The 13,057-nt window shown below is 69.6% G+C and carries 14 protein-coding genes, 2 tRNA genes and 1 other RNA gene; 12 read left to right on the plus strand and 5 right to left on the minus strand.

All coding sequences use genetic code 11. The features are described from left to right. The first annotated feature begins 67 nt into the window (after positions 1–67). The 8 genes from FCN18_RS36330 (at position 68) to FCN18_RS36365 (ending at position 5,355) form a co-directional block, all read left to right on the plus strand. Positions 68–141, plus strand: a tRNA-Met gene (locus tag FCN18_RS36330). Positions 142–355: 214 nt separating this feature from the next. Beyond that, positions 356–432: transfer RNA gene (locus tag FCN18_RS36335), tRNA-Met, on the plus strand. Positions 433–577: 145 nt separating this feature from the next. Then, positions 578–1,078, plus strand: a complete 501-nt coding sequence (locus FCN18_RS36340) for a PadR family transcriptional regulator (RefSeq protein WP_199543485.1) — start codon at positions 578–580, stop codon at positions 1,076–1,078. 61 nt (positions 1,079–1,139) lie between these two features. After that, the gene (gene prfB, locus FCN18_RS36345; RefSeq protein ID WP_112276612.1) at positions 1,140–2,249 is read left to right on the plus strand and encodes a peptide chain release factor 2; all 1,110 of its coding nucleotides are present in this window, start codon (positions 1,140–1,142) and stop codon (positions 2,247–2,249) included. 52 nt (positions 2,250–2,301) lie between these two features. Continuing rightward, positions 2,302–2,991 (plus strand): cell division ATP-binding protein FtsE, encoded by a 690-nt coding sequence (gene ftsE / locus FCN18_RS36350; protein ID WP_112276610.1) that lies wholly within the window; start codon positions 2,302–2,304, stop codon positions 2,989–2,991. Between the two features lie 72 nt (positions 2,992–3,063). Further along, positions 3,064–3,963, plus strand: a complete 900-nt coding sequence (gene ftsX, locus FCN18_RS36355; RefSeq protein ID WP_112276608.1) for a permease-like cell division protein FtsX — start codon at positions 3,064–3,066, stop codon at positions 3,961–3,963. Between the two features lie 16 nt (positions 3,964–3,979). Continuing rightward, positions 3,980–4,462 (plus strand): SsrA-binding protein SmpB, encoded by a 483-nt coding sequence (gene smpB, locus FCN18_RS36360; protein ID WP_112276606.1) that lies wholly within the window; start codon positions 3,980–3,982, stop codon positions 4,460–4,462. Then, complete coding sequence (locus FCN18_RS36365; RefSeq protein WP_137097303.1) at positions 4,462–5,355, plus strand: amidohydrolase family protein; 894 nt, start codon at positions 4,462–4,464, stop codon at positions 5,353–5,355. The genes smpB and FCN18_RS36365 overlap by 1 nt, the downstream gene beginning before the upstream one ends. Before the next feature lie 44 nt (positions 5,356–5,399). On the opposite strand, the gene FCN18_RS36370 is transcribed toward FCN18_RS36365, so the two are convergent. The 4 genes from FCN18_RS36370 to FCN18_RS36385 all read right to left on the minus strand — a co-directional run bounded on the left by FCN18_RS36370 (position 5,400) and on the right by FCN18_RS36385 (position 9,390). Then, positions 5,400–6,674 (minus strand): acyltransferase family protein, encoded by a 1,275-nt coding sequence (locus FCN18_RS36370; protein ID WP_137097304.1) that lies wholly within the window; start codon positions 6,672–6,674, stop codon positions 5,400–5,402. A 200-nt stretch (positions 6,675–6,874) separates the two neighbouring features. Then, positions 6,875–7,516, minus strand: coding sequence for a response regulator transcription factor (locus FCN18_RS36375; RefSeq protein ID WP_112276601.1), 642 nt, complete (start codon positions 7,514–7,516; stop codon positions 6,875–6,877). Between the two features lie 30 nt (positions 7,517–7,546). Next, the gene (locus tag FCN18_RS36380) at positions 7,547–8,677 is read right to left on the minus strand and encodes a sensor histidine kinase (protein WP_112276599.1); all 1,131 of its coding nucleotides are present in this window, start codon (positions 8,675–8,677) and stop codon (positions 7,547–7,549) included. Positions 8,678–8,706: 29 nt separating this feature from the next. Beyond that, positions 8,707–9,390 carry a sensor domain-containing protein gene (locus FCN18_RS36385; RefSeq protein ID WP_137097305.1) on the minus strand — a complete coding sequence of 228 codons (684 nt, stop codon included), beginning with the start codon at positions 9,388–9,390 and terminating at the stop codon, positions 8,707–8,709. Between the two features lie 166 nt (positions 9,391–9,556). Between FCN18_RS36385 and ssrA the strand changes: the two genes are divergently transcribed. The 3 genes from ssrA (at position 9,557) to FCN18_RS36400 (ending at position 10,599) form a co-directional block, all read left to right on the plus strand. Next, positions 9,557–9,928: a transfer-messenger RNA gene (ssrA, locus tag FCN18_RS36390) on the plus strand. A 180-nt stretch (positions 9,929–10,108) separates the two neighbouring features. Next, complete coding sequence (locus tag FCN18_RS36395; protein WP_112276597.1) at positions 10,109–10,315, plus strand: DUF3072 domain-containing protein; 207 nt, start codon at positions 10,109–10,111, stop codon at positions 10,313–10,315. Positions 10,316–10,377: 62 nt separating this feature from the next. Next, complete coding sequence (locus FCN18_RS36400) at positions 10,378–10,599, plus strand: hypothetical protein (RefSeq protein ID WP_112276596.1); 222 nt, start codon at positions 10,378–10,380, stop codon at positions 10,597–10,599. Between the two features lie 13 nt (positions 10,600–10,612). Here FCN18_RS36400 and FCN18_RS36405 read toward each other — a convergent pair whose 3' ends face one another. Continuing rightward, positions 10,613–11,395: an IclR family transcriptional regulator gene (locus tag FCN18_RS36405; RefSeq protein ID WP_112276594.1), complete on the minus strand. Its 783-nt coding sequence runs from the start codon at positions 11,393–11,395 to the stop codon at positions 10,613–10,615. A gap of 80 nt (positions 11,396–11,475) precedes the next feature. Here FCN18_RS36405 and hutH point away from each other — a divergent pair, with 80 nt between their 5' ends. Continuing rightward, complete coding sequence (gene hutH, locus FCN18_RS36410) at positions 11,476–12,996, plus strand: histidine ammonia-lyase (RefSeq protein ID WP_137097306.1); 1,521 nt, start codon at positions 11,476–11,478, stop codon at positions 12,994–12,996. Positions 12,997–13,057 lie beyond the last annotated feature (61 nt).

Below are 13,057 nucleotides of genomic sequence, written 5' to 3' on the forward strand. Positions count from 1 at the left end.
CACCGTTCCATAACCGGCACCCGCTTTGCGCTCGGCCGAAACCCGGGCGTAAAGTGGGTGTCACCGACGCGGGGTGGAGCAGTTCGGTAGCTCGCTGGGCTCATAACCCAGAGGTCGCAGGTTCAAATCCTGTCCCCGCTACAGCTGCTGGGTGCCGAGGTTCGCGGAGAGCGCGAACCTCGGCACCTTTCGCATTTCCCCGAGGTCGAACCCCCGGACCCCCGCCAGGAGGCTCCGCCCCCTGGACCCCCGGTGGGCTGGGGCCCTTTTGGGGTAGTTGGGGAGTCTTTTTGGTGGAGAGTGGGGGTGGGTGCTGGTGGGTTTTTTCGGTCGGGTAGAGTTGGTTTCACAACGACGCGGGGTGGAGCAGTTCGGTAGCTCGCTGGGCTCATAACCCAGAGGTCGCAGGTTCAAATCCTGTCCCCGCTACCAGCGAAAAAGGGCCCGGATCTTCGGATCCGGGCCCTTTTCCGTTCCCAGGGGTCACCCGGGTGCGCTGTCTGATACACCGGTTCCACAGTGGACGGATTTCCGGACCACAGTGGACAGATGGCGGAAAGCGTGGCACGGTAGATGCGTGTCCGATTTGAACGCAACCGCCGCAGCACTGCTTGGACTGCTTCACGACGGCCCTGCCACCGGTGGCGAGCTCGTCGCGGGAGCTGAGGAACGCTTTGGCACGTTCTTCAGCGTGACGAGGAGCCAGGTCTACCGGGAGCTTCCCGCCTTGCACAAGGAGGGCCTCGTGCGGCTCGGCAAGCAGGGACCCCGTTCCAGCCAGCAATACCTGATCACCGCCGCTGGTAAGAAGGCCTTCAAGGGCTGGCTGACCAGCGACTCCGGGCCCGACCACCTGCGCAGCCCGCTGATCCTCCGCGTCGTGCACGCCAGCGTGCTCACGCCGAAGCAGCGCGCCACGCTTCTCGAGTCGGCGCGGGCCGCCTACAGCGACGAGCTCGACGAGGCCAAGGCCGCCGTCAAGGCCGCAGGCGACCCGGTCGCCAAGGCCGTCGCCGAGTTCGGCCAGGCGCACGCCAGGGCCGCGCTGAAGCTGCTCGACTCCGTCTCGTCGAGCTGAGCAGGGCGAGTACGTGCGGCCGCCGCGAGCGGCCGCACTATTTGCCGTAACCTTGTGGGTTGTGAGTGCTGAGTTCGAAACCGTCCTGAAGGACCTCGGCGGCAAGCTGAGCCAGATCGAGTCCGTGATGGACGTCGACGCCCTGCGCAAAGAGGTCGCCGAGCTGGAGGAGGAGGCCGCGCGCCCCGACCTCTGGGACAACCCCGAGGCCGCGCAGAAGGTCACGAGCCAGCTCTCGCACAAGCAGGCCGAGATCCGCAAGGTCACCGAGCTGCGCCAGCGCCTCGACGACCTCGGCGTGCTCTACGAGCTCGCCGAGGCCGAAGGGGACGCCGACAGCTCGGCCGAGGCCGAGAACGACCTGAAGGGCCTCGCGAAGGACATCGACGCCCTCGAGGTGCGCACGCTCCTGTCCGGCGAGTACGACGAGCGCAACGCCGTCATCACGATCCGCTCCGAGGCCGGCGGCGTCGACGCCGCGGACTGGGCCGAGATGCTCCTGCGGATGTACCTGCGGTGGGCCGAGCGGCACGGGTACCCGACCGACGTCTACGACATCTCCTACGCGGAGGAGGCGGGCATCCGCTCGGCCACCTTCAAGGTCACCGCGCCCTACGTCTACGGCACGCTCTCGGTGGAGCAGGGCACCCACCGGCTCGTCCGCATCTCGCCGTTCGACAACCAGAGCCGCAGGCAGACCTCGTTCGCACACGTCGAGGTGCTGCCCGAGGTCGAGGAGGTCGACCACGTCGACGTGCCCGAAAAGGACATTCGGGTGGACGTTTACCGTTCGTCAGGCCCGGGTGGACAGAGCGTGAACACCACCGACTCCGCGGTCCGCATCACGCACCTCCCGACCGGCATCGTCGTCTCGTGCCAGAACGAGAAGTCGCAGCTGCAGAACAAGGCGGCGGCGATGAAGGTGCTGCAGGCCAAGCTCCTCCAGCGGAAGAAGGCCGAGGAGCGTGCCGAACTGGACGCGCTGCGTGACGGCGGTTCCAGCTGGGGCAACCAGATGCGCAACTATGTCCTGCACCCGTACCAGCAGGTGAAGGACGTGCGCACCGGCCTGGAGGTGGGCAATCCCACCGCCGTGCTCGATGGCGAGCTCGACGCGTTCCTCGAGTCGGGCATCCGGTGGCGCAAGCAACAGGAGACCGAAGTGGCCTAGGTTTGCGGAGGCAACCTGGCCTTAACGGGCGCCGTGGGTAGGATGGCGCACCGTGATCCGGCTCGATAGTGTTTCCAAGGTCTACAAGACCTCGGCGCGCCCTGCGCTCGATGGGGTGTCCGTGGACGTGGACAAGGGCGAGTTCGTCTTCCTCATCGGCCCCTCGGGGTCGGGCAAGTCGACGTTCCTCCGGCTGCTCCTCCGCGAGGAGGTGCCCACCAAGGGCCGGGTGATGGTGTCGAACTTCGACGTCGCCAAGATGGCCCGCCGCAGGATCCCCCGGCTGCGGCAGACGATCGGCTGCGTCTTCCAGGACTTCCGCCTCCTGGCCAACAAGACGGTCGCCGAGAACGTGGCGTTCGCGCTCGAGGTGATCGGCAAGCCAAAGCGCACCATCACGAAGGTCGTGCCCGAGGTGCTGGAGTTGGTCGGCCTCGACGGCAAGGCGGACCGGATGCCCAACGAGCTCTCCGGTGGTGAGCAGCAGCGTGTCGCGATCGCCCGCGCGTTCGTGAACCGGCCGCTGGTGCTGCTGGCCGACGAGCCGACGGGGAACCTGGACCCCGACACCAGTCAGGACATCATGCTGCTGCTGGAGCGCATCAACCGCACCGGCACCACGGTTCTGATGGCCACCCACGACCACTCGATCGTCGACTCCATGCGTCGCCGTGTCGTCGAGTTGCATCTCGGCAGGGTGATCCGAGACGACAAGCGAGGCGTGTACGGCGTCGGTCGCTGATCCCCCGCAGCGCCGAGCACCCACTCCTCACCCCCGCCCCCGATATCCCCCGACCCAAGGACCATCCTCCCGATGCGTGCCAGCTTCGTGTTCAGCGAGGTCATCACCGGTCTCCGCCGGAACGTCACGATGACCATCGCGATGATTCTCACCACCGCCATCTCGCTGGGCATGTTCGGTGGTGGCCTGCTCTTCGTCCGCACGATCGACAAGATGAAGGCAAGCTACCTCGACGACGTCGAGGTGACCGTCTACCTGACCGAGGACATCAGCGCCAACGACAGGGACTGCACCGGGGAGCCGTGTGCGTCGATCCGGCAGGCGCTGGAGAGCAACCAGGCCGTCGAGTCCGTGGTCTTCGAGGACCGCAACGAGGCCTACGAGCGCTTCAAGCGGATCTTCGAGGGCCAGCCCGAGCTCGTCGAGCTGGCCAGGCCGGAGGCCCTGCCCGCCTCCCTGCACGTGAAGCTGTTCGACCCGGCCCGCAGCGACGTGATCGTGCAGGAGTTCTCCGGGCAGGCCGGCGTCGCCAACGTCGACGACCAGAACAAGTTCCTCGACCGCTTCTTCAGCCTGCTGAACTCCGGACGGAACGGCACGTTCATCATCGCGCTCATCGCGGCGCTCGCCGCCGTCCTGCTGATCGCGAACACCATCCAGGTCTCGGCCTACACCCGCCGAACGGAAGTGGGCATCATGCGCCTGGTGGGAGCCACGCGCTGGTACACGCAGCTGCCGTTCCTGCTCGAGGCGGTGGTCGCGGGCGCACTCGGCGCGATCATCGGGGTCGGTGGGCTGATCACGCTGAAGTACGTCGCGCTCGACCGCATTCTGGAGGCGACAGGCGGCGCGATACCCAAGATCGAGCTGATCGACGTGCTCTTCCCCGTCGCGCCGATCCTGCTCGGGGTGTCGATGCTGATCTCGGCCATCACCGGCTACGTGACGCTCCGCCTGTACGTGCGGCATTAGAGCTAAAGTCGAAAGCATGCCCAAGGAAGTCGGCCGGAAGGTGATCGCGTCGAACCGGCGCGCCCGCCACGACTACTCGATCCTCGACACGTACGAGGCCGGGGTCGTGCTCGTGGGTACCGAGGTGAAGAGCCTCCGTGACGGGAAGGCGTCGCTCACCGACGCGTTCGCGACCGTCGACGACGGCGAGATCTTCCTGCGCGGCCTGCACATCGCCGAGTACGCGCAGGGGACGTGGACCAACCACGCGCCCCGGCGTACCCGCAAGCTGCTGCTGCACCGCGGCGAGATCGAGAAGCTCATCGGCAAGACCAAGGAGGGCGGCGTCAGCCTCGTTCCGCTGTCGCTGTACTTCAAGGACGGCAAGGTGAAGGTGGAGCTGGCGCTCGCCAAGGGCAAGAAGGCGTACGACAAGCGCCAGTCCCTCGCCAAGCGCGACGCCGAACGCGAGGTGGCCAGGGCGATGGGCCGCGCGGTCAAGGGCAAGTACCGCCGCTGATGGGGCCGGCATCGGACGACGACGTCGCCGGGTGGGTGGCCTCGCTCGGGCTGGACGGGCTCGTGGACATCCACGTCCACTTCCTGCCCGAGCGCATGCTCGCGAAGGTGTGGGCGTACTTCGACAACGCGACCACGAACTACGGCATGGACTGGCCGGTGTTCTACCGGCTGCCCGAGCAGGAGCGGCTCGCCGTGCTCCGGTCGCTGGGCGTCCGCCGGTTCGCGCCGCTGGTCTATCCGCACAAGCCGGGCATGGCGGAGTGGCTCAACCAGTGGGTGCTGGAGTTCGCCACCAGGGAACCGGACGCCGTGCCGACGGCGACGTTGTACCCGGAGCCGGGTGCGGCGTCTTATGTGGATGCGGCGCTGCGGGCCGGCGTCCGCTGCGTCAAGGCCCACGTGCAGGTCGGAGCGTACGACCCGAGGGACCCGCTGCTGGACGGCGCGTGGGGCGCGCTCGCCGACGCCGGTGTGCCGGTGGTGATCCACTGTGGACACGGCCCGCTGCGGGGCGAGCACACCGGACTCGACGTGTTCGCCGAGGTGCTGGCCCGGCATCCGCGGCTGGTGACCGTGCTCGCCCACGCGGCGATGCCCGAGTACGACCGGGCGCTCGCCCTCGTGGCCGAGTACCCGCGGGTCTACCTCGACACCACGATGGTGGGCGTGCCCTTCACGGAGAGCTTCATGCCGCTGCCCGGCGACTGGCCCGCGCGGCTGGCCGGGATCGCCGACCGGGTGGTGCTGGGCACCGACTTCCCGAACATCCCGTACTCCTACGCCACGCAGCTGCGGGCGATCGCGCAGTGGGCGGAGGCAGACGACCGGCTGGGGGAGCCGTTCCTTCGCGCCGTCCTGCACGACACGCCCGCGAAGCTGCTCGGACTCTAGCCTCCTGAACAACCCGGCCCGTAGCGAGCGGCGATCCAACGGCTTCAGTGCTCCTGCGCCGCCCGCACCGGTTCGCGAGTGATCGCTTTCCCGCTGAGCAGGTACGCGCCCGCGACGAGTGCGACCCACAGCTCGGGGCCGCCCGCGAAACCCGTCGCGGCGAGTCCCAGCAGTCCGGCCGAGGCGAGCAGGCCCGCCATGACCAGCTGCCAGAACGGAGCGGTGACGGTCGCGGGCGGGGGCGTGGCCTCGAAGCGGCCGAACACCCGGAGCAGGGTGATGAGTACGAGACCGGTCAGCGTCAGCCACGCAGGCAGTGCGGTGAGCCAGAGCAGGCTGCCCGGCACCGGGGTGGCGTAGCCGAGCGCGAGCACCAGTACGCCGGACACGACCACGAGCGCGGGCATGTGCCAGAGGTAGATGCTCATGAACCGGGGCCCGACCCAGCCGAGTGCGCTGGTGACGGCGGGCCGCTCGGCGAGGCGGCTCAGCGCCTTCTTCGCGGCGAGCACGAGACCGATCTGGCCGACGGCGAGGCTCACCAGGCAGGCGGTGGGCGGGCTCATGTTGGACACCGGGGCGCCGGGCATGCCGATCATGCTCGCGGCGTACGGGCCGAAGGCGACGAACAGCGCGGTGACGCCGAAGCCGGCGGCGGACATGCCGAGCGCGGTGCGAGGAGAGAGCGTGCCGAGCCTGCCCTCGGCGTAGTGGAAGCCGAGCTGGTGCACGGCGAGCCAGACGAACACGGCGTTGGCGTAGCCGACGAGCGGGACGCCGTCGAAGCGGGCGATGTCCACGAGCACCGCCGCCGCGGAGAGCGCGAACGGCACGGCGAGGCCGAAGCGGCGGTGGGCGGCGGCCAGCAGCGGCGTCGCGAGGATGGTGAGCAGGTAGACCGCGAGGAACCACAGCAGCTGGGCGGCGATCGCCCCGGCGACGGCGACCGGTTGCTCTGGGACGCCGAGGTCGTGCAGGACCCTCGGCACGACGAGCCAGACGGCGAACAGCGGCAGTACCGGCAGCAGGAGCCTTCGCAGGCGTGCGGCGAGCCAGCTGCGAGTGGAGCTCGCGCGACGCAGGGAGATCAGGTTGGCGGCGCCGCCCGCGAAGAAGACGAGCGGCATGACCTGGGACAGCCAGGTGATGGCCCACCAGCCGGGTGTGGTGAGCGCGTTGCCCGTGGTGACGGTGCCGCCGGAGTAGTCGAGCACCGGCATCGCCCAGTGCTGGACGACGACGCCGAGGATGGCGACGGCGCGGACGATGTCGAGGAAGCGGTCCCGCGTTCGCGGCGGGCTCAACTGGCTCGTGGTCATGCCATCAAGCCTGGTCAACGGGGGTGCGACACACAGCCGTGCGGGCTGGCGTATTGATCTTCCGGTTTTCGGCCCCGCGGGGTGGGGTCGGCCCTACCCTCGCCTGGCGGGTGGATGTGGGCCAAAGGGGAGCAAGGGAGCTTTGCTCCCGTTTCGCGGGAGTAAAGCTCCCTTGCTCCCCAAACGACGGCGGAGGTGGGTCAGCGGCCCAGGTAGGTGAGGACGGCGCGGACGCGGCGGTGCTCCTCGGAGCTGGCTTCCAGGCCGAGTTTCGCGAAGATGTTGCCGATGTGCTTCTCGACGGCCCCGTGGGAGACCACCAGGCTGTTGGCGATGGCCGTGTTGGAGAGGCCCTGGGCCATCAGACCCAGCACCTCGGTCTCGCGTGCCGTCAGCGAGTCCAGCGGGTTCTTCTTGCCCCTGGCCATGAGCTGCGCGATCACTTCCGGGTCGATGGCGGTGCCGCCGCTCGCGACCCGGCGCACGGCGTCCAGGAAGTCGGTGACATCGGCGACTCGCTCCTTCAGCAGATAACCCACGCCGCCCGCGCCCGCGGAGAGCAGCTCCACCGCGTACGTCTCCTCGACGTACTGCGACAGCACCAGCACGGGTAGGCCCGAGACGACCTGCCTGGCCCGCAGCGCGGCCCGCAATCCCTCGTCAGTGAACGTCGGCGGCATCCGCACGTCGACGATGGCCAGTTCCGGCCGGTGCTGCTCGACGGCCGTCAGCAGCTCGTCCCCGGAGCCGACCGCGGCGACCGTCTCGATCCCCTCGTCGGCCAGCAGGCGCTCGACTCCCGCACGCAGCAGAACAGCATCCTCGGCGATGACCACCCGCATCCAAGCTCCCCAGTGGTGAACAACAGCAGCTCACCACGTGCAGGGAAGGTCCGCTCGGATCACCGTGGGACCGCCGGGTGGGCTGACGACGGAGATGACGCCGTCAATCGTGGCAGCACGGTCGGCCAGCCCGGCAAGCCCACCCCCCGGTCGCATCTGCGCGCCGCCGTGCCCGTTGTCGGTCACCTCGACCACCACGGTCTCGCCCGACCGCCACACCCGCACCCCGGCCTCGGTCGCACCCGAGTGCTTGGCGATGTTGGTCAGCGTCTCGCCCACGATGAAGTACGCCGTCGTCTCCACCGCGGCCGGCGGCCTCGGCTCCACGTTCACCTCGACGTCGACGTGGATCGGCGCCTTCGCCGCCTGTGCCGACAGCGCCGCGTCGAGGCCACGGTCGGCGAGCACGGCGGGGTAGATGCCGCGCGCGAGGTCACGCAGCTCCGAAACGGCGAGCTTGGCGTCGGTGTGGGCCTCGTCGATCAGCTCGCGCACCGCCGCGGGGTCACCGTTCAGCTTCGCCTTCGCCCGGCCGAGGCTCATCGCCACCGACACCAGCCGCTGCTGGGCGCCGTCGTGCAGATCCCGCTCGATGCGCCTGCGCTCGGCCTCGGCGGCGTCCACGCCACGAGCCCGGGACGCCTGCAGCCGCGACGCCTTCGCCGCCAGGCGCTGCGCCTTCGGCGGTCCGAGCAGCGACATCGCCAGCTGGCCGTGCAACCAGCCGATGCTGGGCACCACCCAGATCGCGATGGGGAGGAGGATCACCGCCACCAGCCCGATCGCGAACTCGAGCACGCCGAGCGGGAACGCGAGCATCAGGTAGCCCAGATCGCGCCACGTGGTCGGGTCGGTGAGCTGCGCGAACCAGCGGCGCATCCAGCCGCCCTCTGCCTGCGCCCGCTCGACCGGGGGCAGCGGAGTGCCCAGCGCCTTGCGGACCCACGCACGCTCGAGGTCGCCGAACCAGCGCGTGAGCTGCGTCGCGAGCAGGAGGATCGGAATGCCGACCCAGATGATCACGGTGGTGACACCGACCGAAGCCAGCGTCACGATCAGCACGAACTGCACCAACCGCAGGGGGAAGCTCACGATCATGAAGCCGATGGCCTTGAAGGCCTGCGGCCGTGGCTGTTCGGCCACCGCCTTGCCGTCCGTCATGCGTGAGTCCTCCGTCACTGGGCTGGTCATCATCCTGCCACCGAGGTCATCGCGGGCGTGCCGGGAAAGGAGTCCTCCCTGAGCTGCCGAGGGGCCGGGCCCAGCAGCAGCGTCGCGAACCGGGCGTGCGCGCTCGCCAGTCCCCGGCTGAGCACCGCCGACACCCCGAGCAGCAGCACGCCCAGCGCGGCCCACGGCAGTGACGACGGGACGGAGTCGACGGTGAACCAGCGGACCTCCCAGGACGGGAAGTAGTACGCGCCCTCCGGCAGGTACCGGTAGTAGAACGGCAGCGCGGCGAGCCCCAACGCCGTCGCCCAGGTGGTCAGCACGATGCAGAACTGCGCGACACCGATCGGGAACAGCAGCAGGAAGTACGTCATGTCCTTCCAGGTCGCCGAGTCCTTCAGCCGCGCCTTCCAGCGCTGCTTCTGGTCACCCTCGGGCAGTGACCGGTACGGCAGGGCGATGTAGTTGTCGAGCAGGGCGTAGATGCGCGCCCGCTCGAGCCTGGCGGCGCCCCGGGTGGCCAGCACCGCCAGTGCCAGCACCGGCACGCCGACCCAGATGATCGCCGTGGAGACGCCAACGGAGAGCGTGGTCACGAGGAAGACGAAGCCCGCGATGCCCACGGGCAGGTTGAGCAGGAGAAAGGCGACCGACCCTCCGATCGGCGGCCGGCGGCTGCCCACTTCGGTCTGTGCGGGGTTCATGGTTGGCTCCGTTCGCTGTGGCTGACGGCTTCCAGCTTGGCCCGCCTGACCTGCGGGAACCATGAAGCTCGCTGGCGAGTTCGGGGTAGGGATGTCCCTACCGCCGCCTGCGGGATTAACGAGTTGCCCCGACGCGTTATCCTGATCGGAAAGCAACAACGACCAAGGGGGTGAACGGTCTCGACTCTGGACGTTGATCCAGGGGAAGCGTGCCGGTGCAGGCAACGACCACCGTGAGCGTCGTCGCAACTAAAATAAGCGCCAAGACGAACAGTCAGCGCGACTTCGCCCTCGCCGCCTGAGCGAGTGCGAGTCTGTCGGCCCGGGGAAGCCTCCGACCCGGTCTGCCGGCATCAGCTAGGAGGCTTACCTCCAGCCCCGGCCACGGGAGCTGGTAGGGAAACAAACAGTGGCTGGGCCCGTCACACCGGCTTGTTCGCGTGACCGGTGGGGCCGAGTAGAGGCACAGCGAACTGCGCACGGAGAAGCCCTGGAAAGGCGACAGAGGACCCGGGTTCGATTCCCGGCACCTCCACTCGATCGAAGGCGCATCCTGCTCCGCGGGATGCGCCTTCGCTGTTTTCGATCCTCGTATGTCTCTCTGGGGGCGCAGCCCGGATGCTCTGCCCCGGGATCCGTGTTCGAGTAGGCGCCGGTTTTGCGGGTTACCCTGCGGGGAACCCTCGAGTCGACCATACGTTCGACTCGAGGAGGGTTCATGAGTCAAGGTTTCCAGAGCCCCGAGAAGGACCGCCGCGATTGGGTCACGGGGGACGAGCCGGTGACCGGTCCGCAGGAGTCCTACTTGCGGACGCTCGCCCAGGAGGCCGGCGAGGACGTGCCGGACAGGCTGAGCAAGGCCGAGGCGTCGCGCCTGATCGACGAGCTGCGGCAACGCACCGGCCGAGGGACAGAGCAGCAGTGAGGCCCCGTTTGTTCTCCCGATCAGGGGTTACACCTTCTGCGTACGCAGAAGGGAGACCAATGATGGCAGCCGAACCTCAGAGCCCCGTCAAGGACAAGAACTACAACCTGATCAGCGCCATCCAGGCCTCGCTGCACTACGTGTGGCAGATGGAGCAGTACATCGCCGACGCCGAGCGCGACGGTGACGAGGAGCTGGCCACCTGGTTCCGCAAGATCCAGGAGAACAACCGCAAGGCAGGCGACCAGGGCAAGGACATGCTGCTCAAGCGCCTGGGGAAGTGAGGCACGGCTCGCGTCACGCGGGCCTGCCGCCGATGCGCGTGGTCAGCTCGTCGGCGGCGCGGCGGACCTGGCCGGCGAGGTCGGGCCAGGTCCGCGCGCAGCCGTCACCGACGTCGCACACGTGCCGGAACGTGATGGAAATGGCGGCCATGGGCCTGCCCCCGTGATCGAAGACCGGGTACGCCACCGACGCGAAACCCTCGGTGACGTGCCCGTCCTCCACGGCCCAGCCGAGCCTGCGCTGCTCGGCCAGCGCGCGCCGCAGCCCGGCGAGATCGCGGGGACCCCGGCCGGTGCGGTTCACGAACGCCGCCGCCGAGGGGAACAGCGCGCGCACGTGGGCGTGCGGCAGGTGGGCCAGCATCGCCCGCCCGGATGCCGTGAGGTGCGCGGGCAGCCGCACGCCGACGTCGGTCACCAGCGTCTCGGGCCGTGCCGGGCGCTCCTTGACGAGGTACAGCAGCTCGTTGCCGTGGAGCACGCCGAGGTGGGCGTTGTGCCCGGCCTGGTCGACGAGCCTGCGCAGGATCGGGCCCGCGAGCCGTTCGAGCGGGTCGTGCCGCAGGTAGGCCGATCCCAGCTCGAACGAGGCGATGCCGAGGCCGTAGCGCCGCTCGGCGGGCAGGTGAACGACGAACCCGGCGGCCTCCAGCTCCGCGAGCAGGTGGTACGTCGTCGAGCGCGGCAGCCCGAGGTCGCGGGCCAGTGCCGCCGCGGAGACGGGGCCCGCGTGCCGCGCGAGCGCCCCGAGGAGCGCGAGCCCGCGTCGCAGCGCGGGCACGTTACCGCCGCCCATTCGCCCTCCCGTCTGGAATCCGAGACACAACCGGTGTACCACCGATGATGCTCGCCGGCGGGCGGCGGTGGAATGGACGGATGCCGGATCAGGTACTGCTCACGGGTGCGCCGCTACGCCGCGACCAGGTGCTCGCCGTCGCCCGCGATGGCGTGCCGGTGGCCCTCGACGCGGTCGCCGAGAAGAACCTCACCGAGGCCCGCAGGCACGTCGAGGCGCTGGCCGAGGCGAAGGAGCCCGCCTACGGTGTCTCGACGGGCTTCGGCGCGCTCGCGGTGCGCCACATCCCGCCGGAACGGCGCGTCGACCTGCAGCGTTCGCTGATCCGCTCGCACGCCGCCGGCGCGGGCGCGGCCGTGGAGCCCGAGGTGGTCCGCACACTGATGCTGCTGCGCCTGCGCACGCTCACCACCGGCCACACCGGGGTGCGGCCCGTGCTCGCGAGCACGCTCGCCGCGCTGCTCAACGCCGGCCTCACGCCGGTGGTGCACGAGTACGGCTCGCTCGGCTGTTCCGGTGACCTCGCTCCGCTGTCCGCCGTCGCGCTCGCGTTGATGGGGGAGGGCGAGGTGTTCGACGCCGAGGGCCATCGCGTTCCCGCCGCGGATGCGCTTCGCCGAGCAGGGATCGAGCCGGTGACGCTGGCGGAGAAGGAAGGGCTCGCGCTCACCAACGGCACCGACGGCATGCTGGGCATGCTCGTGCTCGCGGCCGCCGACCTCCAGCGGCTGCTCGACGTCGCCGATCTCACCGCCGCGATGAGCGTGGAGGCCCTGCTCGGCACCGACCGCGTGTTCGCCGAGGACCTGCAGGCGCTGCGGCCACATCCCGGCCAGGCGATCTCGGCGCGCCGGATGCGGGAGGCGCTGGCCGACTCGGAGATCGTCGCCAGCCACCGCGGTCCCGACTGCCCGCGCGTGCAGGACGCCTACTCGCTGCGGTGCGCGCCGCAGGTGCACGGCGCCGCGAGGGACACGCTCGCGCACGCCGAGACCGTCGCGGACCGGGAGCTCGCCTCGGCCGTTGACAACCCCGTGGTGCTCGCCGACGGGCGCGTGGAATCCAACGGCAACTTCCACGGCGCCCCACTGGCCTATGTCCTGGACTTCCTCGCCATCGGGGTGGCCGACGTCGCGAGCATCGCCGAGCGCCGCACCGACCGGATGCTCGACGTGGCGCGCTCGCACGGGCTGCCCGCGTTCCTCGCGGCCGACCCCGGTGTCGACTCCGGGCACATGATCGCGCAGTACACGCAGGCGGCGATCGTCAGCGAGCTCAAGCGGCTCGCCGTGCCCGCTTCGGTGGACTCGATCCCGAGCAGCGCGATGCAGGAGGACCACGTGTCGATGGGCTGGTCGGCGGCCCGCAAGCTGCGGCGCGGACTCGACGGGCTCACCACGGTGCTGGCCGTGGAGCTGCTCACCGCGGCGCGGGCGCTCGACTTCCGCGCTCCGTTGCGCCCGGCCCCGGTGACGGCTGCGGCCCGCGACCTCCTGCGCACCCACGTCGACGGCCCCGGCCCCGACCGTCACCTGGCCCCGGAGATCGCCGCCGCGGAGGCCCTCATCACCTCCGGCGAGCTGCTGCGCCGTCTGCAGTGAAGGCCACAGTGATGATGTGTGTGGGCGGGATCCCGGCACTCCTGACTCGGAAGGCCACCGA

This window comes from Prauserella endophytica, from assembly GCF_005146945.1.
In the GTDB taxonomy this organism is placed as follows: Bacteria; Actinomycetota; Actinomycetes; order Mycobacteriales; family Pseudonocardiaceae; genus Prauserella_A; species Prauserella_A endophytica.